19 protein-coding genes are annotated in these 24,950 nt (G+C 48.6%); 7 read left to right on the forward strand and 12 right to left on the reverse strand.

Annotated elements, in window-relative coordinates; translation table 11 throughout:
* The first annotated feature begins 40 nt into the window (after window positions 1-40).
* Window positions 41-1,300, forward strand: coding sequence for a Gfo/Idh/MocA family protein (locus AC506A_RS20045; RefSeq protein ID WP_495462770.1), 1,260 nt, complete (start codon window positions 41-43; stop codon window positions 1,298-1,300).
* A 75-nt stretch (window positions 1,301-1,375) separates the two neighbouring features.
* Here AC506A_RS20045 and AC506A_RS20050 read toward each other — a convergent pair whose 3' ends face one another.
* The 9 genes from AC506A_RS20050 to AC506A_RS20090 form a co-directional block, all read right to left on the reverse strand.
* Window positions 1,376-2,203, reverse strand: a complete 828-nt coding sequence (locus tag AC506A_RS20050) for a carbohydrate ABC transporter permease (RefSeq protein ID WP_495462771.1) — start codon at window positions 2,201-2,203, stop codon at window positions 1,376-1,378.
* Window positions 2,204-2,207: 4 nt separating this feature from the next.
* Window positions 2,208-3,068, reverse strand: coding sequence for a carbohydrate ABC transporter permease (locus tag AC506A_RS20055; protein ID WP_495462772.1), 861 nt, complete (start codon window positions 3,066-3,068; stop codon window positions 2,208-2,210).
* A gap of 74 nt (window positions 3,069-3,142) precedes the next feature.
* Window positions 3,143-4,486 carry an ABC transporter substrate-binding protein gene (locus AC506A_RS20060; RefSeq protein ID WP_495462773.1) on the reverse strand — a complete coding sequence of 448 codons (1,344 nt, stop codon included), beginning with the start codon at window positions 4,484-4,486 and terminating at the stop codon, window positions 3,143-3,145.
* A 98-nt stretch (window positions 4,487-4,584) separates the two neighbouring features.
* Entirely contained in the window at window positions 4,585-6,165 is a 1,581-nt protein-coding gene (locus tag AC506A_RS20065) for a response regulator transcription factor (protein ID WP_495462774.1), read from the reverse strand.
* Window positions 6,140-7,867, reverse strand: coding sequence for a sensor histidine kinase (locus AC506A_RS20070; protein WP_495462775.1), 1,728 nt, complete (start codon window positions 7,865-7,867; stop codon window positions 6,140-6,142). The genes AC506A_RS20065 and AC506A_RS20070 overlap by 26 nt, the downstream gene beginning before the upstream one ends.
* 139 nt (window positions 7,868-8,006) lie before the next feature.
* Complete coding sequence (locus tag AC506A_RS20075) at window positions 8,007-11,039, reverse strand: discoidin domain-containing protein (RefSeq protein WP_495462776.1); 3,033 nt, start codon at window positions 11,037-11,039, stop codon at window positions 8,007-8,009.
* 542 nt (window positions 11,040-11,581) lie between these two features.
* Window positions 11,582-12,574, reverse strand: coding sequence for a glycoside hydrolase family 43 protein (locus AC506A_RS20080; RefSeq protein ID WP_495462777.1), 993 nt, complete (start codon window positions 12,572-12,574; stop codon window positions 11,582-11,584).
* Between the two features lie 115 nt (window positions 12,575-12,689).
* Window positions 12,690-13,136, reverse strand: a complete 447-nt coding sequence (locus AC506A_RS20085) for a divergent PAP2 family protein (protein ID WP_495462778.1) — start codon at window positions 13,134-13,136, stop codon at window positions 12,690-12,692.
* 80 nt (window positions 13,137-13,216) lie between these two features.
* The gene (locus AC506A_RS20090) at window positions 13,217-14,101 is read right to left on the reverse strand and encodes a LysR family transcriptional regulator (RefSeq protein ID WP_495462779.1); all 885 of its coding nucleotides are present in this window, start codon (window positions 14,099-14,101) and stop codon (window positions 13,217-13,219) included.
* Window positions 14,102-14,231: 130 nt separating this feature from the next.
* On the opposite strand from AC506A_RS20090, the gene AC506A_RS20095 reads away from it, so the two are divergent.
* The 3 genes from AC506A_RS20095 (at window position 14,232) to AC506A_RS20105 (ending at window position 17,736) form a co-directional block, all read left to right on the forward strand.
* Entirely contained in the window at window positions 14,232-15,419 is a 1,188-nt protein-coding gene (locus tag AC506A_RS20095) for an MFS transporter (RefSeq protein ID WP_495462780.1), read from the forward strand.
* 267 nt (window positions 15,420-15,686) lie between these two features.
* The gene (locus tag AC506A_RS20100) at window positions 15,687-16,679 is read left to right on the forward strand and encodes a ketoacyl-ACP synthase III (RefSeq protein ID WP_495462781.1); all 993 of its coding nucleotides are present in this window, start codon (window positions 15,687-15,689) and stop codon (window positions 16,677-16,679) included.
* Window positions 16,680-16,812: 133 nt separating this feature from the next.
* Entirely contained in the window at window positions 16,813-17,736 is a 924-nt protein-coding gene (locus AC506A_RS20105; RefSeq protein ID WP_495462782.1) for a J domain-containing protein, read from the forward strand.
* A gap of 649 nt (window positions 17,737-18,385) precedes the next feature.
* On the opposite strand, the gene AC506A_RS20110 is transcribed toward AC506A_RS20105, so the two are convergent.
* Entirely contained in the window at window positions 18,386-19,528 is a 1,143-nt protein-coding gene (locus tag AC506A_RS20110; protein ID WP_495462783.1) for a sn-glycerol-1-phosphate dehydrogenase, read from the reverse strand.
* A gap of 206 nt (window positions 19,529-19,734) precedes the next feature.
* On the opposite strand from AC506A_RS20110, the gene AC506A_RS20115 reads away from it, so the two are divergent.
* Window positions 19,735-20,823 carry a glycosyltransferase family 4 protein gene (locus AC506A_RS20115; RefSeq protein ID WP_495462842.1) on the forward strand — a complete coding sequence of 363 codons (1,089 nt, stop codon included), beginning with the start codon at window positions 19,735-19,737 and terminating at the stop codon, window positions 20,821-20,823.
* A 98-nt stretch (window positions 20,824-20,921) separates the two neighbouring features.
* Window positions 20,922-21,638 (forward strand): glycosyltransferase, encoded by a 717-nt coding sequence (locus AC506A_RS20120; protein ID WP_495462784.1) that lies wholly within the window; start codon window positions 20,922-20,924, stop codon window positions 21,636-21,638.
* Window positions 21,639-21,717: 79 nt separating this feature from the next.
* On the opposite strand, the gene AC506A_RS20125 is transcribed toward AC506A_RS20120, so the two are convergent.
* Together AC506A_RS20125 and AC506A_RS20130 are read right to left on the reverse strand one after the other, a co-directional pair.
* Entirely contained in the window at window positions 21,718-22,686 is a 969-nt protein-coding gene (locus tag AC506A_RS20125) for a phosphotransferase enzyme family protein (protein ID WP_495462785.1), read from the reverse strand.
* Window positions 22,687-22,701: 15 nt separating this feature from the next.
* Window positions 22,702-23,433 carry a Stf0 family sulfotransferase gene (locus AC506A_RS20130; RefSeq protein WP_495462786.1) on the reverse strand — a complete coding sequence of 244 codons (732 nt, stop codon included), beginning with the start codon at window positions 23,431-23,433 and terminating at the stop codon, window positions 22,702-22,704.
* Between the two features lie 462 nt (window positions 23,434-23,895).
* Between AC506A_RS20130 and AC506A_RS20135 the strand changes: the two genes are divergently transcribed.
* Window positions 23,896-24,783 carry a helix-turn-helix domain-containing protein gene (locus tag AC506A_RS20135; RefSeq protein WP_495462787.1) on the forward strand — a complete coding sequence of 296 codons (888 nt, stop codon included), beginning with the start codon at window positions 23,896-23,898 and terminating at the stop codon, window positions 24,781-24,783.
* Window positions 24,784-24,950: the final 167 nt, after the last annotated feature.

A 24,950-nucleotide genomic window follows, 5' to 3' on the forward strand; every position in this document is an offset into this window, starting at 1 on the left:
ACTGCGAGAGAATGACATATGGAAAAGGAGCATGAAGCTAATGAGTCAATTAACTGCTGTATTGATTGGTGCCGGATCTAGAGGTGCAGGGGGCTACGCGCCTTTTGCACTGGATTATCCGCATGAGCTGAAGTTTGTTGCCGTAGCGGAAGCTGATCCGGTGCGCCGTGATAAAATGGCGCAGGCGCATGGCATCCCGCCCGAGCACTGCTACGAATCCTGGGAGGGGCTGTTGGCACAGCCTCAGCTTGCTAACATTGCCGTCATTTGCACGCAGGATCGAATGCATTATGAGCCCACGATGCAGGCGTTGAATAAGAAATATCACGTTCTTCTAGAGAAGCCGATGTCGCCGGACCCGCTTGAGTGTCTGGATATGGAACAAGCAGCCAGAGACAATGATCGTCTGTTATCCATCTGTCATGTGCTGCGGTATACGCCCTTCTGGTTAACAATCAAACAGGCGATTACAGATGGGCGAATCGGAGAGGTAGCCTCCATTCAATTGAACGAGAACGTGGGTTATTGGCACATCGCACACAGCTTCGTACGCGGCAACTGGAACAACTCGGACAAATCAAGTCCGATGATATTGGCCAAATCCTGTCATGATATGGACGTTCTCTCCTGGCTCATGGACAAACCGTGTACCCGTGTCAGCTCCTTTGGTTCCTTGATGCATTTCAACGCAGACCATGCTCCTGAAGGCTCAGCGGAGCGCTGCCTTGACTGCTCGGTTGAATCTACCTGCCCGTATTCGGCACCTCGATTCTATTTGAGCAATCAGTTCAAAGGCTGGGCACGGCATTTCACGCCGGATCTGGTTAAGGAAAATATCGTTCAAGGTATGCGGGAGACCGACTATGGCCGCTGCGTCTATCGAAGCGATAACAATGTCGTTGACCACCAGGTCGTAAACATGGAATTCGATGGCGGTGCCACGGCGATGTTCAGCATGTGCGGCTTTACGTTCGAGCAGGAGCGAAGAATTCAAATTATGGGCACGCGGGGCGAGCTTCGGGCGGAAGAAGATAAAATTACGCTGTATGATTTTCTGACTCATCAGAAAACGGAAATTACGATTCCTCCCCAAACAACTGGACACGGAGGCGGTGATGCCGGAATCGTCCGCAGCTTCTTAAGTGAAGTTCGACACTACAACGGTCAGGAAGGTTTAACGTCCGCTGCCGCATCTGTTCGCAGTCACTTAATGGCGTTTGCAGCAGAGGAATCCCGCCTAAATGGCGGTAAGACGATCGTGCTAACGGATTATGCGAAAGACTTGGTTACTGCCAAATAAATAAGCCGAATATGTAAAAGGAGGAGCAAGAGTTATTCTTGCTCCTCCTTTCTGGTTAGCGATACCTGACAACCTCTACGATTTCACCGTGATCTGCATCCCTTTAATAAAGTTCTTCTGAAGGGCAAAGAACAGGATAAGCGTAGGAATGGACGTCACCACGATACCTGCCATCAGCGTCGTAATCCCCGTAGAGACGTAGACCCCTTGCATAGCGGCAAGTCCCGACATAATAGGCCGGATATCATCGCTTCGCGTTAAGATCAACCCGAAGATCAAATCATTCCATATAAACGTGAACTGGAATAAGAACAAGACGGAAATCGGCGGAATCAAGAACGGAAAAATGATTTTGAATAAAATGCCGAACGTCGTATAGCCGTCCAATTGTGCTGCTTCCACATATTCTCGCGAAATGGTCGCCATAAAGTTACGCAGCAAGAACACGCAGAATGGTATACAGATGGCGGTATAAAACAAACACATGCCAAAGAACGTATCATAGATGCCCACTTTCTGAAATCCCGAAAACAACGGAACCAGATACATTTGGAACGGAAAGATCGTGCCGCTATAGATGAGCAAGAACCAATAGAAGGAGCCTTTTAAGCGAAGGACAACCAGACCATATGCCGCAAAGGCCGAGATTAGAATACTAGCCGCAGCCCCCACTACACCATAAGTTAAGCTGTTCTTCACATATTTGGTGAGCTTCCCCACATTCAATGCTTCCTCGATGTTCTGGAAGAAATGAAAGCTCTTCGGCCATGCCCACATGCTTCCGTTCGTAAAGTCTACAAAAGATTTCGTCGAGTTCATCAGCACTAACAGGACCGGTGCAATCCATAAAATCGCTAGCGTGATGACGATGATATATTTAATTCCAATGGCAAGCTGTTTCATGCCCTCACTCCTCCACGATTGTTTTTCTCAAATAAAACCAAGATGCAACAACGGTTAACACCGTCAACAGCATGGAGATCGCCGCACCTTGTCCGAAGTGAAACAGCATGAAAGATTCACGATACATCGTAACAGCCAGCGTTTCCGAGGAACGGTAAGGTCCGCCTTGCGTCATGACCCAGATAATATCAAACGTCTTGAAGCTATTGACCAGCGCTAACCCCAGAACGACAATGGTCACCGGATTTAAGAGAGGCAGCGTAATTTTCCAAAATGTTTGGAACCGATTCGCGCCATCGATCGCCGCAGCCTCGAACGGATCCTTCGGCAATGATCCTAAGCCAACCAGAAACAGTAGCATATTGGTACCCGTTCCCTGCCATAAAGAGGCAACAAGCATCGCAAATGTATTGTAGTAAGGCGTACGCAGCCAATCCTTGGCCCATGATTCGAGCCCTATATGCGTTAGGAGATAATTGATTCCGCTAGAGGAGAATAGAAAGATCCAGATCACACCGACGACCGTTAAGGACATCGCGTAAGGCATATAGAACAGATTCTTGAAGAAGCGTTGGCCTTTAATTTGCTGCAATAAGATGCTGAGCAGAAGTCCAAGTCCAACCGGAAGTACCAATGACAAGGCAACCCACATGAACGTATTCTTGAGTGAAGTAATGTACGTGACATCACTAAACACTTCGATGTAGTTCTTCAAACCGACCCAGTGCGACTTCGTCAATCCATCCCAATCCGTAAAGCTGACAAAGAAGGTGTAGATGACGGAGGACACAAAAAAAACAGTAATCATCAGGGCGGCAGGTAATACGTAAAGCAACGCTTCTCCATGTTTTCTGAAGTAATTCATCTAGTCACACTCCCATAGGTCCCGATAATAAGCAGGGTTAAGAGGCCGCTATCGCCCCTTAACCCTATCGACTATTATTTATGTTCTGCCCAGTATTTATCAGCTTTCTTCTGGATGTTGTTCAAGACATCCATGTATTGGTCCGGATTGAGCATGAAGCGGATAAATTCACTTGCTCCGTACTCGGAAAGCTCCGATGGTGTCGCTTCCCAGTAACGCGTAATGGCTGTGTAGTTGTCTTTGGAAATGTTGTCTACAAGCGCTTTAATCGTTGGGCTGCTTGCTGCTACATCCTTACGAGTAGGCACACCGCCGAATACGGCCAGCAGCTTCTCGTTCGGTTCTTTCTTCGTAATCGCAATGGCAGCTTTAATGGCCTCATCACGGTTTTTCGCATTTTGCGAGACTAGGAATGGCGTGATTTCGGAGATAACGGTTTTGCCGGCTTCCGGCTTGATGGCAGGCATGATGAACGAACCGTATCCTTCTTCCGCCTTCAATCCCGCTGCGTTTAGGAAGCTTTCATACCAAGTTCCGACCAAATACATGCCGATTTCACCTTTGGCGAATGCCGGCGGGATTTCCGTGTCCATTGTCATCGGTTTCGAGAAATAACCTTTGTCGTACATCGATTTCCACAGCTCCATCACTTCTACCATTTCAGGATCCGTGTATTTCGCTTCACCGATAACAAGCTTGTTATAGAAATCAGGATACGAGTGGATTAGGAGATCCTCGAACCAGATAAATCCGTTCCATGTATCCTTGATCGAAGTTCCGAATGGCGTTATGTTCTTCGCTTTGAGCGTATCCGAAATTTTCATTAACTCATCCCACGTGGTCGGTGGAGTTAAGCCGTTATCCGCGAATACCTTCTTATTGTAGAAAATCGTCCAATAATGCGCAGAAGCCGGAATGCCGTAAATCTTGCCATCGACAGTCAATGGACCCGCGAGCGAAGGCAGAATCCCGTTCTCATCTGCGGTAAGCTCTTTCCACTGCTCTGTCATATCAGCCAAGTTTCCGCTGTCAGCCAGCTCTTTCAATTTATATCCGTTCCACCATTTGAATAGATCCGGCGCTTCTTGTGTCGTAAATCCAATACGCACAGCTGTTTGATAAGCTGTTGTATCCGTGTATGGAACGCCTTCGAACGTTACGTTGTCTGATGCCTGAACAATTGGGTTGACATCGGTTATGTACTGGGTAATTCCCGCGAAATCATAGTAAAACTGCGCTTTAATCGGCTCTGATTGTTCGGCTGCAGGCGCATTATTCGTTGTATTGGCAGCTGTATTGGTCTCTGCCGCTGCATTCTTGTTCGATTCCGAATTATCGTTGCTGGAACAACCGGCTACGACTAGGGACAAGCTTGACAGCGCTACCAAACTGCTGAGCAACACGTTTTTCTTCTTCATTCTTTGGTTCCCCCCATTTGTTTTGACTGGACCATATGAATTGTCTACTGCTTCATTGTATAGGGGTATAGGTTTGGTTCCCATCAAGGAAATATAGATTATCTTGGATTATTTATAGTTCTATACTCTTGAGGCGAAACGCCGCAATATTTCTTAAACAGCGTAGAGAAGTAGGCCGCATCGTTGTATCCGACATTTTCCGCAATTTGATAGGTTTTTAAATCTGTATGTATTAACTGCTTCTTGGCTTCTCCCATTCGCACCTCAGTTAAGTATTCAATGATGCTTTTTCCGGTTTTCTTCTTGAACATGACGCTCAAATAAGCCGAATTCATGTAGATATATTCCGAGATCGAAGTGAGCGTAATATTCTCGTGAAAATGCTCCCTGATGTACTTCATCACTTGCTCCGACGTTCGATTCTCGATTTTCCCTTTCTTGCTGTCCGAACTGATTTCCTTGAGCACCTTGATGATCGGATTCATTCTCGCATAGAAGGAATCCGCCGACTCCATCATGCCGATTGCTGCGCCGAGATCATGCTCCTGATCCCCCAATTCCTTGACGAAATGCCTCAGTAAGGAATGAAAGACAATTCTCGCTTCTTTCTCCATCATTTCAATGGCATCAAGCGTTAGTTCCGCTTGTTTAAGCCCTTCATACCATTGTTTGAGCCGCTCGATGACCAGCTCGGCTTGATCAAGATCGAACAGCTCCGCTAATTGATCCATATAGGGCTTAATGGAATTGTTCTGATTACGGCTTGCATGCGATGAGAAGACGATAATAGGACTGTCCGCGATTAGACGGTACTTCAACACTCGCGTTGCTTGCTGGTAACCGAGAAACATCTTTCGCAGATCTTGCTTGTCCGATATTCCAATCGAAACGGTTAATTTCAGCAGCTCTCTGCTTTTCATGACGATCTGGCTGGCTAAACCATGCACATGTTCTTCATCCATACTGCCCTCATAGAGTACGATCAGCACTTCCTGCTCGTCATAATAACAGGGGGCATAGCCTGTTAATTCCTCCACGATGTTGTGAAGGGCGTATTTCATTAACGTCCAATCACTTTTGCCATATTTACTTTTCGTCTCCAGCTTCTCTTCAATTTGTATCGCGAGTAGAGAATAGTCGGCTGCTTTCAGACGAATGCCAATATTGTCAGCTTCGGCTAGTATGGTCTCGACGTGCTGCACCTTCTCGAGCTGAATGAAGGTTCTTAGAAATTCATGCCTGATGAGAACCTGATTCTGATTCAGAATCCCTTTCAGCTTCACTTCTTCGATCATTTTCTTCTGCACGGCATTAAACTCGATCTCAATCTTCCCAAGCAGTTCAAAGAGATCGTGATACATAATAGGCTTCAATATATAATCTTTGCAATTTAGTTTCAGCGCTCGTTTGGCATATTCGAAATCATCGTATCCGCTAAGCACGATCGAGCGTATATGAGGGTTCAGCAGCATGACTTCTTCCAGCAGCTGCAGCCCGTCTTTCTTGGGCATGCGAATGTCTGTAATGATGAGATCAACACCGATATGAGATAATTGCTCTAAAGCTTCCTCTCCATTACTCGCCACCGCAACGACGGAGCAGTTCAAACTCATCCGTCCGATCATCTTAGCAAGTCCCTCACGAAGCAGATCTTCATCCTCGACTATCATGATTCTCATGGCGAATCCTCCTGGGGATTTCAATATAGAACGACGTACCTATTCCTAATTTACTTTGCAGTGTGAATTCGAAATCGCCTTCATAGGAGAGCGCGATGCGATTATACACATTTTGCAGTCCGATACCACCGGGTTGGTCTTCATATTCCTTCAGTCTCAACATGGTTGCGTCGACCGTTTGTTGGTCCATGCCCACACCGGAGTCCTTGACCGAAATAAACAACCTGCTTTCGCCGGAATCAGCGGGCTTCTCTCCCACATGAATGTTGACCAGCCCTTCTTTCCCCTTCGGAACAATCCCGTGAATGATCGCATTCTCCACGATCGGTTGAATCAATAGGCGAATAACTAACCAATTATTGACGTTGTCGTCGATCTGCAGGTCGAATTGAATCAAAGGAAAGCGGAATTGCATGATCCGAATATAGGTTCGGATATAATCGCATTCTTGCCTGACCTCTACCCACTCCTCTTGGCTGCCGATCGAATAGCGCAGCAGCTTGCCGAGCAAGGAGGACATATCCGAAATTTTATAGTTCTCATCCAGCTCTGCCTGCATGGTGATTGCACTTAACGTATTGTAGAGAAAATGAGGATTGATTTGCGATTGCAGCGCTTCGATTTCCGATTTCTTGCGTCTTCGCTCCGTTTCCGTGACCGTGTCGATTAGATTATGTATCCTGCGGACCATGAGGTTGAGGCTGTTGGATATCATTCCAATTTCATCCTTGCGCTTGAAGCTGATCGTATCGATAATGAAGTTTGTTTTCGAAGCCTGCTGCATAATCTTGCTGAGGTTCCAGAGCGGCCTGGTTATGCGATAGCTGAGCAGATAAACAATGACCATGGACAATAAAATAAAGACAATATTGGCGAGTAAGATCCATTTGCGAAGCTGATCTACTTTCTGGAATAAGAGATTCTCAGGCACCATGCCGACAAGCTTCCACCCGGTTAATTCAGAATCGTAACTGACATGGAACTGATTCGCTTGCTTGTTCCAATCCATCCGCTCGCCGGTTCTAACCCCATTAAGATCAAATATGACCCGATCGGATTTATCTAATATAAGCAGATCACCTTCCTGCAAGAAGTTCTCATTATCCTCCTGCGTAAGGAAATTCAGTTGGAAGGCGAGCTGAATGGTTGCAGTAACGTGAAAAGTATTCGGGTTAATAATCGTTCGAGTGACGGAGAATACCGTTTCGCCATCCTCCAGCTTTGTAGGCGGCCAAACCATGCTTCCCCCATTGAATTCACGGGTTCGATCTATCCAATCTTTATTCACTTCCACAAAACTTTTCCCCAGATGAAAGCGGTTACCGTTTATGTCGACGAAATTGACGGCATAGATATTGTTATCCATCCCTCTAAGCATCGCCAGCCAGCCATTGATTTGGACGCGCTCATCATAGGAATAGCCGTACATACCGTGCGGATTTTCTATGTGTTTCTCGAAAATGTTCATCAGTGTACTATCATATTCAGGATTCTTCGTGATTCCGGTGACGAGCTGGATATAACTATCCATCGTTCGCCCCGAGTTGTTCGTAATACCCTTCAGCCACGTGATGGCATCACCTTGCATTTGCGTCTTAATGGTGGAGAAAGTAAGAAAATTGATCAGAACCGAGGGCAGCAGCACGGTCAAGAGGATAACGAGCATTAGCCGATGCTGGAAGGATAGCGGTTTACGAATCATAAAATTCTCCTTATTTAGACAAAATTCGCATTACTTCAAGTATGCTTGAAATCCGCAGAAAGTAAATAACTGTTTTACGAGATCACGCGAAAAAACCGCACCATTTCCAACTTGGAAATGGTGCGGCAACCCTTTTAAATCAATTCACGCCAAGAACTGTAAAACCGTAAGCAGGCAGCGTAACCGTATAACTGGAGGACGTGATCGCGGCTGCTCCTCCGCCGTTCAATAGATCGATCGGAGTCTGCGAGGTGCTGATACCCGTATTCGCTAGATTGACGGTGATTGTTTGAGACGCGTTCTGATAGTTTAAGATGACAAGAGCTTTGCTGGAGCCGTCCTTGTTCGTGCGTTTGAACGCATAATACTTGTTGTTATCATTCGTATTCAGCTTCACCCTTGAACCATTTGGCGACAACGCCTTATAGCTGTTCTGCGCTTTAACCAGCTTGCTTAACATCGACTGATCCGCGGCCGGCCAGGTCGGAATGATCGTCGTCGTCGGATCAATCGTATGCTGCCCGTTGTGCAGGTAGAAGAAAGTGCCCATCGTCGTTAAGGTCGCGATCTCAAGCAAACGTTTCGTCGAGGATACACCTGCAATCTCCCAGCTCGGCGGCGTTTGCGTAATCCCGTTCACGGCATTGATCGCATCGCGGTTGTTTTTCAAAATACCTTCTATCGCGTTCGGATTCTGGTTATTAATGGCCGGAATAATTGTACTGTAACCGGCTCCGCCCCAATTCGTAATATCGTAATCCTGCAGCAGATTATAGTGCCAATCGGTTATCATCTCTTGTCCGCCGGCACCTTCGGCATTGCTGGAGATATCATAATTGCGCAATATGTCCGTGATGCTCGAATTGTTACTCGATACATTAATGCCGTCATAAACAACGGGAGCGTCCAGAACAATACCGTCGAAGCCTTTGTCCATCCAGAAGCGGAGATATTTCTGAACCTCGTCACGCCATTCTTGGTTCGCAAAGTTATAGGAAGGAATGTTGGAATCCCACTGCGGAGTTGCCGGATTATCGCCCCAGTAAGCCCAGTAGTAGGCATTAGCTCTTGCGCTCCATGTCCAGCGCTCATAAGGACTTGGGGTTGGACTAAAGTGGAACCAATACCGCTCTTTGCTATACACATTATTTCTGTAATCATCGGCCGCTTTCTCGAAGATGGCCGCTGTATCGCGAGCATAACCCGGGTTAAGCATGACCACGATTCGGATGCCTTTAGCATGCGCTTGGCTGATCAGATTTTCCATTTCGGCCATTGTGCCTAGATTCGGGTCTGCACTATAATTATCCGTCGCGCCAAGTCCTGCCCATACATCGGGTGCGCCCGGATATGGAGCAACTAGCTCAATTGCACCATAACCCTGCGACTTCAATGTATCCAACTGGCTAGTAAGATAATTAAATGTCTGATTATAATACTTCGCATAGTATCTCATGACGCCTGACGTGCTTTCCCACCACTTCGTTGTTACGGGAGAGCCGATGCCGAACACCTTCAATTCTCCGCTGCATGCCCAGTGTCCATTCTGAGAATAGGTCACGGTTAACCGAATATACCGGTACGTTCCGCTTACATTCGTAACCGAGCTAGTACCGTTGATTCCGGCACCTGTCTTATCTACGAGCATCGTCCAATTGCTCTTATCCGTTGACCCTTCTATCTTGAATTTCCAAATATCCGAATCAAAAAAGTGTTGTTCCAGCCTAGTGATGAGGCTGTTATTGCCCAAATCGACAATAATCCATTGCGGCATGGTCGCATCTTTGGCGATCCAGTAGCTGTTCGGGTTGCCATCTACAGCAATCCAAGGCTCGTAACCAGGCGCCAGTGATGAAGAGGTGACAGATGTCCCTAACGCCAGATTGCGCTCGAGCGGCGTACCGAACACCTTCAGTTCTCCGCTGCATGCCCAGTGTGCGTTCTGTGAATAGGTAACGGTCAAGCGAATATAGCGGTACGTCCCGCTGACGTCTTGCCCAAGGAACGTTCCATTAATGCCCGCTCCTGTCTTGTCCGCAAGCATCGTCCAGTTCACGTTGTCCGTGGAACCTTCGATCTTGAACTTCCAAACATCCGGGTCGAAGAAATTCTGCTCCACTCGCTTGATCGAGCTGTTCCCGCCAAGATCTACCGTCAACGTCTGAGGCATCGCCGCATCGGTTGCGAGCCAGTAGGTGTTCGGATCACCGTCCACTGCTTTAAAGGTATCCCATCCCGGTTCAGTCGTTGACGCCGATGTCGATTTGTTTAAGGCAAGGTTGGCAAATCCATATACATTGAATTCGGTGCTGCCTGTCCAGAAGCCCGATGCGGAGGAAGTGACCGTCAGTCTGACATAACGGTAGGTTCCGCTAACAGCCTGCTTGAAGGATTGACCCGCTGCAGGCGTCGTTCGATCGAGCAGCATCGTCCAGCTTGTATTATCCAGCGAGCCTTCAATCTTAAAGCCAAAGGTGTCAAAATCCTTGAAGTTCTGTTCAACCCCAGTCACGATACTGGGGCTTCCTAAGTCAACCTTCAACCACTGCGGCATACTGCCGCTGCTTGCTACCCAGTAGGTTGACGTATTTCCGTCGCCTGCTTTGCCCGGCTCGTATTTCGCTAAGTTCGAGGAGGCGGTGTATGCTTTTCCTTGTGAAATGATGTAACCTTCATCGGAGCCGATAATCGTAAGCTCCTGGCTGGAGGCCGTATAGCCTGAGGCAGAGCTGAGGACGGTAAGCTTCACGTATCTGAAGGCTCCGTTCACGCTGTCGCTGAAGGTTCTGCCCGATGCGCTGGTAGACTTGTCCACTAACGTAGCCCAGTTCGCATTATCGATGGAGCCTTCGATTTTGTACTTCCATACGTCGTCATTTGCGAAAGTCTGATCGATCTTGCTTAACGTGTAAAGCCCCCCAAGATCAATCTGTAACCATTGAGGCATCGAGGTGCTGCTTGCATTCCAGTATGTAGTCAAATTTCCGTCTACCGCTTTACTTGCGGAATAAGTTGCGCTTTGCGAAGAAGAGGCCGTAGCCGTACCCGTCAATGCCAAGTTGCCGCTTGCTGCCTGTGCGATATTCACTTCTACCGGTGCAAACAGTGCAAACATTGTCGTAATCATTGCCATTACGGTAACCATAGACATCCATCTGGTTTTGCGATTCATCAACGATTCCCCTTTCGATATGAAAACGCTTACTTACATTTGCCATTATACTTCAACCCGCTGAATCGCAAATAGAGAAAATATATTGGATTGTACTTTAATAATTATGGATTCTGAAAAGCTGCACCGGCCAACCTCACAATTTTCGCTGCTTTCGCTGTCATGTAGACCTCTGGGTGAACTTCTTGTGTTGCTCCTAGAGCTACTCTTCACTCAACTACTCCGCATTTCGGCCAATGTGTTGCTCCTACAGCTACTCTTCACTCAACTCCACCACTTTTCGGTGAATGTGTTGCTCCTGGTGTTACTCTTTACTCCATTCCACCGCTATTCGGTAGATGTGTTGCTCCTAAAGCTACTCTTTACTCCAATCCACCGCTATTCGGTGAATGTGTTGCTCCTGGTGCCACTCTTCACTTAACTCCACCACTTTCGGCGCATGTGTTGCTCCTGGTGCTCCTCTTCGGGAAGCTGTTCTGTGCAGCACTCCCGATCTAAATAGAAAAGGAACCCAGCCCCAAGGCTGAGTTCCTTTTCCTAAATTATTCCTTATAAGGATCAATCGTTTGAATCGTGCCATCTTCATTATAGTGCAGCTCTGTGAATTTTACGCTGCGCTTATGATCGACTCCGCCGGATAGCGAGGCGTCATGGTAGAACAGATACCATTTGTCTTGAAACTCCACGATGGAGTGATGCGTCGTCCAGCCGAGAACCGGCGTCAGGATCGTTCCTTTGAAGACGAACGGACCCTCCGGATTGTCGCTGACGGCGTAAACGAGCTTATGCGTTGTTCCTGTGGAATACGAGAGATAGTACATGCCTTTGTATTTGTGCATCCAAGGACCTTCGAAATAGCGGCGATCTTCGTCCCCTGCCGGGATCGGGTTTCCGTCCTCGTCTATTATCGAAATTTCTTTCGGCGATTGTTTGAACGTCAGCATATCGTCGCTAAGCTCTGCAACTTGAGGGCCAAGAGCCGGAGCATTTGCATCCGGACCAGCGGCTTCAGGCAAGTAGGAGCCGGTCTGCCATTTCTCTAACTGGCCGCCCCATAAACCGCCGAAATACATATAAGCTTTGCCATCATCATTGACGTATACTGCAGGATCAATGCTGAAGCTTCCGGGAATATAGTTTTCCTCTGCCTTGAACGGACCGATTGGGGATGTGCTCGAAGCAACACCAATGCGGAAAATGCCATCCTTGTCTCTGGCCGGAAAGAATAAGTAGTACAAATTGTTCTTGAAAGCGGCGTCCGGTGCCCACATTTGCTTCGACGCCCAAGGTACGTCTTTCACATGAAGCGCTTCTCCGTTATCCACGCAAGGCGACTCCATATTATCCATCGACAGCACATGATAGTCTTCCATCGCATACTGATCGCCGTTATCATTCGTCGGTCCGTCATGGTCGATGTCATGCGAAGGATAAATGTATAACTTACCTTCAAAGACATGGGCAGAAGGATCTGCTGTGTATATATGCGTCACAATCGGCTCGTTGGGGGCCGCGACTCTTGCTTTTGTACTCATGATAACCGCTCCTTCTTTATTACGTAATCGCTTTCATCCTATTATAGAAATGATTTCGCCTCGGTTCATTATGTAAAGTATTGATCTTACTTATAAAAGTTTAGAACTTACAGACTTAAGAATACGCATATTGAAGCAGAATACTTACCCCGATGCCAAATAGCGCGCCGACAAACACTTCTATGGGGCGGTGACCAAGCATCTCCTTTAACATCGGTTCGACTTTCTCATGCCGCTGCACGGAAAGCTTCTTGGCGATCCGATTAAGGATGGACGCATGCTCCCCCGCATGCCTCCGAATGCCAGCCGCATCATACATCGTAATGATCGCAACCATACAGGCGATCGCAAACATGCTCGAAGAGAACCCCTCCTTGATGCCGACTGCTGTCGTGAGCGAGGTTACGGCCGCTGAATGTGAGCTTGGCATTCCACCTGTACCGAAAGCGAGCTTCACGTCCAACGTCCGATGGGTAATCAAATAAATAGGAACCTTAATAAATTGCGCGATCACTATGGCAGCCAATCCTGCGACTAGTGGGTAATTATGAATGACACTCATGTAGGCCGACCCCTTGCTTCAATGTGACATCCGAGTAAAAATATAGGCTTTCCAGAATGCGTGTATTACATGCATCAGAATCATCGCGCCTTGGATAAAGCCGCGAAATAATGGACAACCACCTCACGGAATTCCTGTGCAGCTGGCGATATATATCGACTCTTGTGCCATAATAACGCGATTTCCCTTACCACTTCGTGCATCTCGACTTGGAGATAATGGACTTGTACCCGTGTATTCCTTGCCGTGCTGGGTATGAAGGCTATGCCGATCTCGGCTTCCACCAGGTTGACCAGCCTTGCCGGTTCATCCCCCTCGTACACATAATGCGGCTCAAAGCCAACCGTTTTACAGACCGCGTCCATTAAATCGCGCGTGCCGTAGCCGATCTTTACCCCGACAAACCATTCCTCCCTTAGCTCGGCCAAGGATACGCTGCTCCGGTCCGCCAGCCGATGCCCCTTTGGAACGGCGACAAGGATGGGGTCGATGTAAACGATCTGACATTCGATATCATCCCGTTCAACTGGAGGCGAGGACAAACAATAATCGATCTCACCTCTATCCAGAAGCATAACCATTTCCTCAGTGGTCAGCATTTGCACATGAAATTGGATGTGGGGCCGCTTTTTTCGAAATTCCCGAAGAATATCAGGCAGTACGCTTGCGCTAGTCACCCCTAATTCTAAGGTGCCATGATCGGGACTGGATAAATCGCTAAGCTCCAGCCTCCCTTGTTCCAATTCGAACAAAGCCCTTTCTGCACGCCGAAGAAATCTTCTTCCGAACTCATTTAATTGCAGCTTCCTGCCTATTCGATCGAATAGCGAGACCCCTAGGTCATCCTCCAGGCGTTGAATCGTTTTGCTTAATGACGATTGCGTAACGTTCAGACTCCGTGCAGCTTCGGTCACATGTTCCGAACGAGCTACCGCGAGAAAATAGTGCAGTTGAAGAAGTTCCATTTTCGCACGCCCCTATCATTCCTTCTAGTAAATGAGTTTATAACATAAAATGCGTTGGAATAAATAATCGATATTAAGTACGATGGCATTAATAAATTTAGGGGGAACCAGAAGTGAGGAATTACACATCATGAATCGAAAATTCATTGTTTATATCGTAGCGTTTGCTGCATTTCTTGGGCCGTTCACGCAAACCATCTACACCCCCGTATTACCCGAGGTTGCCAGTCAACTCCACTCTACCTCATTTGTCGTAAACTTGACGATTTCAGTGTTTACCTTATTTCTTGCCATCATGCAGATGATCTATGGTCCGCTCTCGGACTCGAAGGGGCGCCGCAAAGTCATTCTTTTCGGTATATCGCTGTATGTTATCGCTTCAGTCGGGTGTTTTTTCTCTGCAAGCATCGAGCTGCTTGTGGTCTTCCGAGCGTTGCAGGCTATCGGAATCGCTGCGGGATCAGTCGTTGCCGTTACGGTCATCAGCGACTTGTTCGATGGAAAAGAACGCGGCCAAGCGATGGGAACCTTTCAAATGTTGGTTTCGCTAGGCCCAGTGCTCGGGCCGGTCATCGGCGGCTTTCTTAGCGGGATGTTCAATTTTCACTCTGTGTTTCTCGCTCTTGCAGCAACAGGTATGCTAGTACTGATCCTCAATTACCTCTATTTGAAGGAAACAAAACCGGACAACGTCGGAGCAGGTCGCTTTCGACTCAAGGATTTCGCGGCGATTCTTCAGAATCGAATCGGATCGTCCATTATTTATCTAGGTTTTATTCAGTATTATGTATTTTACGACTTTCTTGTCTTCCTGCCGAACATCTTAGGTGATCGTTACGGCTTGTCGGCCGAGCAAAAGGGACTGGTATTTCTGCCGATGTCGCTTGGCATCGTGGTCGGCAGTTATTTAGGCGGGAAGATCCAAGCTCGGATAGAAGGAGAAAGGCTGCTCGTTCTGAATACTTATCTAAATGTAATTTCGGTATTGTTCTTCCTTATCTTTTACTCGATTTCATTATCTTGGCTGTTAGCCGGAATTATCTTCTTCGGGTTATCTCTTGGTCTCTCGCTCCCCGTGCAGACGACGCTGCTGACTGGCGCTTTCACGAAAAACCGCGCGACCGCCGTCGGCGCGTATAACTTTTTTCGATATATGGGAATGGCTTGCAGTCCGATTGTAGGCAGCCCGCTCTACCATATCGGTGGCAATTTCTTGTTGTTTGGTTTTATCATCATCGTTTTTCTCGCTTTTGCCTTGCTGTTGTCGCGACGTCTCCTTAGCGCACAAGCAAATCGTCCATCTCTTGAAAAGGGTTGAATTCGGACTTGTAATTATAATAAGTAAGGATAATAATTCAAAACAGAAACCACACTATATAAGTAACAGATTTATAAAAAAGTAAGCATATTATTCATATAAATAAATGATTATTCAATTTCTCGTAAAACTGAAAACTCCTCTCCGGAATTCAGCTAAACATTCTAAACATTTTTGGTACCAAACAATAGACATATGCAATAAAAAGGTGTACGCTACAATTATTAATATCAGATCATAGTACCTGGTACTAAGGAGATGAAGAATATGCTGCAACACCCTTTACGATCACTGGCAGCTATAACTGCTTTTGGCGCTTACGTCCCTGAACGGGTATTAACGAATCACGACTTGGAACAAATGGTGGAGACGACAGACGAATGGATCTTCCAGCGGACCGGCATCAAAGAAAGACGGATTGCTGCGGAGGATCAGTTCTGCAGTGACCTCTGCTTCGGCGCGGTTCGGGACCTGCAGCTCCGCTATGGCGTTGTGCTCGAGGACGTCGATTATATCTTAGTCGCAACTACGACACCGGATACCTACTTCCCTAGTATGGCCGCACGGGTGCAGGCGGAATTCGGTATCACGTCCTGCGGGGCAGCCGACGTGCAAGCGGCTTGCGCTGGTTTTGTCTCTGCACTGCAGCTTGCAAACGGCCTGCTGCTCTCCGGCGCCTATCACAAAATTCTCGTCATCGGCGCCGAAACGCTGTCCAAAGCGACGGATTACACCGACCGCTCTACTTGTATTCTGTTCGGCGACGGAGCTGGAGCGATGCTCGTGGAACGCAGCGAAGACGGAGCATTCCTCGCTTCCTATAACAATACGAAAGGCAATGACGGCCAGCATCTCTACCGCTCCTCGCTAGCTTCTGCCATCGATGGCGTGCCGATTCAGACGAACGGCATGATCGTTCAGAACGGGCGCGAAGTATATCGCTGGGCGGTAACGACGGTGCCTAAGGGCATTCAAACCCTTATGGAGCAGAACAGCCTGACGCTTGAAGACATCAACTGGTTCGTTCCGCACAGCGCCAATATGCGGATCGTTGAATCGGTCTGTGAGCGGACCGGCATTCCGCTTGAGAACACACTGACTAGCATGGCGCAGTACGGCAATACATCAGCTGCATCGATCCCTCTCGCTCTTGATCTGGCCATCAAGGACGATCGAATCAAAACCGGCGATTTGGTCTTGCTTTACGGCTTCGGCGGGGGCTTGACGGAGTCCGCTCTACTGCTTCGCTGGACGCTATAAAAGTTGGCTGACAGCCCTTTGCCAGAAAGTACATGGCGGGGCTGTTTTGTTTTATTTTGTCGAATGGGGGCAAAGGAAGTATACTAGTAGAAATACGAGTATAAGTTTAAGAGAAAGTGAAGGTAGCCCGCTTATGAATGATCTGAAACAGGCTTATGAGCTGCTTGGCCTGCCGGAAGGCGCAGCGAAGGAAGAAGTGGAGAAACGTTATTTTATTCTGATCCGCCGTGACCGTATGACGAAGCAACGTGAAGCATCCGAACATACCGAAGAGCAAGGCATCAGTCTGGAAGAGATTAACCGGGCGTACAAGCTGATTTTGGAGATGGAAGATCAGAAGACGACGGACCAGTTTAATCAAGCGAATTACGGTAAATATAAGGCGATGGGGCCTTTCGTTCAGAAAACGGAGCATTTCTTTAATTACTATAAGTTTCATGTTCTTGGTGTAATCGCTGTCATTCTTATTATTATTTTCGGAACGCGTGCTTATATCGATCATCGCCATGAGATGGCTGAGCTTGCAAAGCTTCCGCCTGTTGATGTGAGCGTTTCCTTCTTCGGCGAATACTTCAGCGAGGACGGCACTTACCCAATGTCCGACCTTAAGCCGCTGGAGAACCGGTTCCTGTCGCAGTTCCCGGATTGGAAGCGCGTTACCGTGTTCTTCACGTACGTGCCTTCCCAAATGAACAGCCAGCAGGACTCCGCGATGATTCAGAAAAGCATGATCGATCTCATGATGAACAAGGCTGATGTCTACATCATGGATCGGGACAACTTTATCAAACTCGCGCAGGATGGCTCGCTGCTTCCGCTTGATGGTGAGAACCTAAGCAAACTTGGCCCGGGCTATAAGCCCGAACAAGCTATGAAAACCGTGACGGAAGACGTGCCGGAACAGCATGTATACGGCGTCGATATCTCCGACAGCCCGCTGATGAAAGGCGTTCCGGTCTTCGGCAAAGAGTACATCGCCGGCATCCGGATCAATGGCGAGAAGCGAGACAACGCGTTTAAGTTTATCGCGAATTATTTGCAGCCTGCTGCGAAGTAAATAGAAGGGCCGTACCCTGGGTCAACTTTGTTGACTGGGGTACGGCCCTTTTTTGTTTTTGGCGTAGGTGGTGCTTGGGGCATCGTGAGAGCTTGCGCTCCTAGTGCGGGATGCTCCAAATCATTGAAATCGCCGCTTTTTCGGCGGCGGCTGAGCTGCGAGAGCGGTATATCCGCTGTCGACGCTGAAATTCTTGTAAAACTAACCCACAATCCCCTACTTGCCAGCTCAATAAGCGGTATATCCGCTTACAATAGGCAGAAACGAGCAAACTACTCTCCATTAGCGGAATAGCCGCTTACTGCGACGAAATTCTTGTAAAACTAACCCCAATCCCCTACTTGCCTGCCCTATAAGCGGTATATCCGCTTATAGCAAACGAATTCGACCAAATGACAGTCCATAAGCGGAATAGCCGCTTACTATGCCATCAACCACAGCACTTTTAGGTTAGTTTTCGTGCTGAGAGTTCTTTTTTACGACTCTCAGCATTATTTTTGCGGTGATTGGCGCTTGAGAGTTCGATGTTCGGACCCTCAACACTCGCCGACATCACTTTTAGGTTAGTTTCCGTGCTGAGAGTTCGTTTTTCCGACTCTCAGCATCATTTTGGCGGTGGTTGGCGCTTGAGAGTTCGATTTTCGGACTCTCAGCTCTCGCCGACAGCCCGCATCACCAGATGCTTCAAGCCCGTATAGCGATCCCGCAGCTTGTGCGCTTCCTTCATTGCTTCAGCGATAAGCGCCTCGGACAGGCCGATCTCATCCGGATCGGCTGGTCCGCCGGCCGCGCGAAGCCAGTCACGCAGCTGGTCGGGATGCGGCAGTGCGCCGTAGATGGCGGGGTACTCCGCAGCCAGATGCTCACGATACAGCTCGGCAAGCAGCACCGAAGCCACGCCAACTTTTGCACCGTGCAGCAGCTGTCTGCGGCCTTCTCGTATGTATGCCATCTCAAAATGATGCGACAAATGATGCTCGCCGCCAGACGCCGGACGGGAATGACCAACAAGCAGCATCGACCAACCGGATAGCAGCAGCGCCTCCATCAGCACGCCAACTCCCTTGTGCGAACCGGACGCGATCTCATTCACGTTCTCGATACATTTCATGAGCGCTTGCTCGGTGAGCTCATACGCCAGCGGGCAGAACGGCTCGTCTGCCAGCTCACTTGAGAATTTCCAATCGGCAAGCGACGTAAACTTGCCGAGCATATCGGCGAAGCCCGCTGCCGTAAGACGCTGCGGTGCAGCAGCAAGGACATTCAAATCCGCGAAGACGGCGCATGGCGCGACTGCCGGAACCGTTATTTTCACGCCATCGACTATGATCGGCGCGCCGACCGAGGTGAACCCGTCCACCGACGCCGCTGTCGGAACCGACACGAAATCTCGCCCCGTCTGATAACAGACGAACCGCACGATATCATGGATCGTGCCCGACCCTACGGCCAGAATCGCCTTAACCTGTGGCAATGTTTCCAGCATCAATTGCACAATAGTCCGCTCATCTGCGATGACATCCCCTTGAGCATTGGGCTTTAGCACGCAAACACGGAAAGCTTCACCCGCCTCCTCAAGATGCGCAGCAAGCTCTTTTCCCGCCGCTTCCCACGTATTCGCATCGACAACAAGCACTACTTCTCCGTATCCTCGATCTCGAACAAAAGGAGCAACCTGCCGCAACGCTTCCGAATCCAGCACACCTGCCATCACGATAGGGGCAAACACAACCCCTTCCGATTTCTCTCTGGCTGCAGCGTTTACTTCGTCTAATGCCATTTGAATATTCATACTCACCGTTCCCCTCGCCATTTAGGAATAGTCATTCATTCAAGCTTTTCACAATCATGCCACTGAAACTTCGTCCTTTTCAGTATACAGCGTTGCGTGTGAAACGCACGAAAAGGTTCTCACTGTTCAACCACTACCCACACGCGCCCCTACTCTTCTACATATAGTATTCATAAGTGTTTGCTAGATAGGGAGGTTCGCAAGTGATGAAGCTGCTGTTCACGTATTTTATTCCTAGCGGCGGGATCGAAACGCTGAATCGGCTGCGCTATCATGCGCTTCGTTCGGTTGGCATCGAGGCGCACGCACTCTATTTGTGGGATGGCGCAGGTAGGCAGAATATGATGAATATTCCTCATTTTATAACCAACAGCAATGAGGAGATTCAAGCGATTCTGGCTGCAAACCAGTATGATGCCATAATTGTAACCTGCGATCATCTTATGCTGGAACGACTGTACGGGCTTGGATACCGGGGTACGATGATTTACGAGGCTCAAGGCCTCGGCACGAAGGAACAAGCACTGGCTACGTTCGCTTTTGCCTCGGGATATATTCGCACTTATGCCAGAGCAGCCATTAGCCCGCCGACCTCGCATCTAATGGGGCTTTTCCAAACCTACCTGGGTGACCTCCCCCGATTCTATGTGCAAAATATGATCGACACGGGCAGCTTCATCCACCATCATGTGCCTTTTCTGAATCCTACCGGTGCGCCGATTCTAGGCTGGATCGGCCGACTGGAACAAAATAAGAACTGGCCGCTCTACCTGTCGATCTGCGGTCAATTGGTCAAGGAACGCCCGAATGTACAGCTATGGATGTTTGAGGATGCCACGATTTCGGAGCCCGGCGAGCGGGATAAATTCTATGCCAAACTGTATGAGCACGGTCTTCAGAACAATATTACGATACGCTCCAACATGCCGCACAGCCATATGCCCCATTACTTATCCGCAATCGGAGATTCCGGCGGCATGCTGCTTTCCACCTCGACTACCGAGGGTTTTGGTTATGCTGTCGCAGAGGCAATGAGCTGCCGCTGTCCGGTGCTTTCCACCGATTCCGATGGTGTGCGCTGCTTCATCATGCACAATCAGACCGGGAAATTTTTCACAAGTCACACGGCTGAAGAAGCTGTTCGCGAAGCAAGGGATTTGATGGACAATCGGCCGCTTAGAGAGCTAATCATTCGAAATGCTAAGGGACACATTCAAACCGCCTTCTCCCCAAGCAGATATGCCGCGGATATGATCAACATCTTCGTCGCACTTCGGTTAATGCTGCATGCCTGATTCAAAAATGGTCCTCTACCTAAGAACAACTGCTGTGTCTGCATTTGCCCTGTCCCCATATAGTAAGGATAGATATGAAACTATAGAGGTGAAAGACCATGCTGCCAAAAGTGTCGATCGTCATCCCTTTCTATAACGATCCTTATGTTGATCAAGCCATCGTCAGTGCGCTCTATCAAACCTATCCAAATATTGAAATCATCGTCGTCGATGACGGCTCGACTCGGCATCAGAACATGATAGCCCCGTATCGCAGCCGCATTCATTATCTTGGCAAAGGAAACGGCGGAACAGGCAGCGCGCTGAACCACGGCATTACGATGGCCACCGGCAAATATGTCGCCTGGCTCAGTTCTGACGATCGGTTCACACCTGATAAGGTGGAGCGGCAAGTCACCTATATGGAACAAACGCAGGCGCGCATCTGCCATACGGATTACCATGTCATCAATGAACATGGGGCCATTACGGAATATACGGCAGCAGCCAAATATGGATCAGCAAAGGCCTTCATTAACGGCATTCGGCACGGCTGTCCGGTAAACGGATGCACCATTATGATGACCAAGGAGCTGTTTCACGGCCTCGGAGGCTTCAACGAGTCGCTGCCTTATACGCATGACTACGACATGTGGATCCGCGTGCTGCTCTCCCGCGTTGATTTTCATTATTTGAATGAGCCGCTTACGTTGTATCGCCGCCATTCCCAGATGGGAACGGTCCGAAACTTCAACACGGTCATGCATGAAGCCAATGGCGTCAATGCCAGATATGCCCACCTGCTTGATCAACTGCTCGCCACACTGCCTGGATAACCGAATGCTGCTATCACCAAAGAGAATGCCTGCTGAAAACACTTCAGCGGGCATTCTCTTTTTCTGTCTTATCATCCTGCTAGATTGCCTCAAGCACTTCGTTCCCGGCAAGAAAATCGCTGCATAGCGTGTCGCAAACTCTAGCCGCATGCGCTTTGATCCAACCGTTACGCTCTGCATCACGAATGAAGAAAGCGTAACTGATAAAGGTATCATAGAAGATTTGACCTTCGATAAAACGGATATCCTCCTTGGGAAGGTTGGATTTCGATGCATAGCCTTGCAGGAACGTTCTGCGCCCCTCGCCTTTAAACAGTGTGACCGCACTGCCTACATCAAATAGGAAGTAGCCATTCCCCGATAAACAGAAATCAATGAATACCGGGTTCCCTTCTGCAAGAATGACGTTATTCCGCTGAAAATCAGCATGGATAAGCCCCCGCGCATCGCCTCTCTCGTCAAGCTCTTCCATTTGCTTCTTGACTACTTGCAGTACCTTCTTGATGATCTCAAAATGCTCACTGCTGTACACGCCTGCCTCGACACCAAAATGCAGTTCAACTAATATAGCATCCAGCCTCTCCGAACCATAACTTGGACGAGTGTCCGCAGGAACGTGATACTGCCGCGTGAAATGATGGAAATCTGCCAATTGTTCACCCATTCGGAATTCGAGTTGACCGATATTCGTATCATCCAAAATCGAGCCTTCAATCCAAGCCAGCAATGTCGCATATACGGTACCAAGTTCGTCGGATCGATACGTCGTAACCCATTCACCTTTCGTATTTGCAATAGGCTTCTGCACACGCATGACCTCTTGCCGATCCAGCTCGTGAAGCAGCTCCATCTCGGTTTGCAGCCCTGCCGGTGAATGCTGAATCCCTGACAGCCCTTCAGTAACGGACGTATGAATGCGCAGCAGATAACTCATACCGCTAGCTGAATCTGTTACTTGATAGGTCATATTTTCGTTATGTCTGATGAAGTCGACGACCGGTTCGTGAAGCGGATAATGCGTTAATACTTCTTCAGCGTGTTTGTACACTGTACTTCCCCCTCATTACCAAGCTCGATTCGTCCAGTCAACCTGTCTTTCCTCTCGGAAGCGCTGCACCCATTGCTCGGCAATGTCGTCTGCAATCTTATCAAACTGTGGCGCCGCTACAACAACACCTTCTGTCTCAATGCCCAAATAGGTCAATATAGCCAGCACCGTTTCCTCGTAATTCCGGATAAAATCCTCATAGACGATAGTCATCGGCGTGATTCCGCCTTCTTCGAAGAACGCTTCCATCGCAGCCTCGCGCAATACCGATTCCGCCATCAAATGATTGATCGCATCGAAGGAGTACTGATCTGAAATATCGACATCACTTGGCTTCTGCCCATGCCCACGGTGCCATTCATCCGAAACGATCGCGCGCCACCAGGAAACGGCAAGACGCACTTTGTTCCGCCTGGTCATGAAGATGTATTTGCAGTTTGGAAAAGCAGTCTCCCAAACTGCCGGCCGCGGGACATCGTCTGCCAGATCATAGGCCCTCCTGATCGACGCTATCCACTTGTCCATGTAAGTGGCGTTCAACGAATCTTTGAGTCCGAAAACACCGTTCGAGGTGGTCCCTTCCTTCAATATCTGCTCGATCTCTCGTAATCCGGTTGTTTCGGGATCGTTATGCTGCAGCCATTCTCTTGGAGCTCCCGCTACACCGGTCGATTCTAACGCAAGTGCGAGCAACGTGCTTCCGGTTCGTTGTGAGAAAAAGATCGTATACGACTGAGATGGTTTCATAAAAGTTTCCTGCTTTCGTGATGAAATTTTTGTAGGGAGGGAGTAAAATGAACGCAAAAAAGCCGTAGATGAACAAATGTCCATCTACGGCTTCAGGCAGCACGATTACGCAGCATAAGCTGCGTGACCGATTAGGCCTAACGTTAGTGATGAATGTTCATGACAGTGTGCATGGTAGCCGGCAACGCAAACAGACCGCTTCTGAGCAGCTGTTCTTTCGCGCAATGGTGCTATCATGCCTATTCAGATATCGATTAACCGATAACTGCTGTCAAGAACTGGTTCATCTTTGCACGCTCCATCCTCTTCCAAATTTACCCTAGTGTAATCGCTTCCACGTACGATCGTCAAGTATAATTTTACTTATCATGAAATCTCATCCAACTTAGGGACTCCCCGTGCTAGACCTGTTATGATAGAGCAGACGGACTATTTTACACTATGCAGGTAGGCAGGTTACCTATGAATCATACTCAGCTTGATCTTGTTCCTTATATACGCTCCGCAGCGAATGCCATTCGCAAACCCTTCCTCATCAGCGAGCGCACCTTACTCGATTACGTGGTTCTTTATGTGCAAGAAGGAACGATGCGCGTGACACTTACTCGTGAGAACAAGGTATATACCCTAACCAAGGGTCAATTTTGCATGCTGCAGCCCGGTGATCTTCACATTCTGGAAGGGACGACGGATACCATTTCCCCCTACGTCCATATGGATCTGTTCTATAACCCGCATCGCGAGCGCAGTTTTGTAACGCTGCCCGGACAAATTCAGCTGGCTGGGCAAGAGGAACTCATCCAACCTCGGATTTCGGAATTGGAAGGCTTTCAACAGGTACCGACCCTTTTCACTCCCAAAAATAAATCGGCGTTTGTCGAAACGCTACTCGCTCTCATTCAAGCGTGGAATGACGGAGCATGCGGCTTGCACAACAGGATGAAGGCGCACGGTGCTGCCCTTCAATTGATTTTCCAGCTGCTTGATCCTTATGTCGAGGAGGAGAAGACGCCGAACAAGAGCCATTCGCTGCTCGGGTGGGTGACGTCATACTTTGCTTTGCACATTTCAGAGCCGCTGCGAGTAGCCGATATGGCAAAGAGGGCGAACCTGTCCGTGCCGCGCTTCAACGTTGTGTTCCGCGAGACATTCGGCGTTTCGCCCTATCAGTATTTTCTAACGCTTCGGCTCAAGCATGCGAAGGAGCTGCTTCGCACCAGCCTATTGACCATAAACGAAATCGCCGATTATTGCGGCTTTACGGACAATCATCATTTTGCCAATACATTCAAGCGCGTAACGGGCATAACTCCCGGCCAATACCGGGCTGGGGTGAACGAAAGCGAGTGAAGCAGTGTGGCCCCATTTGAAGTAAATAGTACCTCTCTTGGGGTCACGCTAACTCAATCTGCAACTCAAAGTAGATCACTGGGGGATCTTCTTTTGCGTTTTCCGCCGAATTTCCGCTCATGTAGATCACTGGGGGATCTTCTTTTGCCGAATCCACCCGTTTCCCA

The organism is Paenibacillus sp. N22P23, from assembly GCF_059383735.1.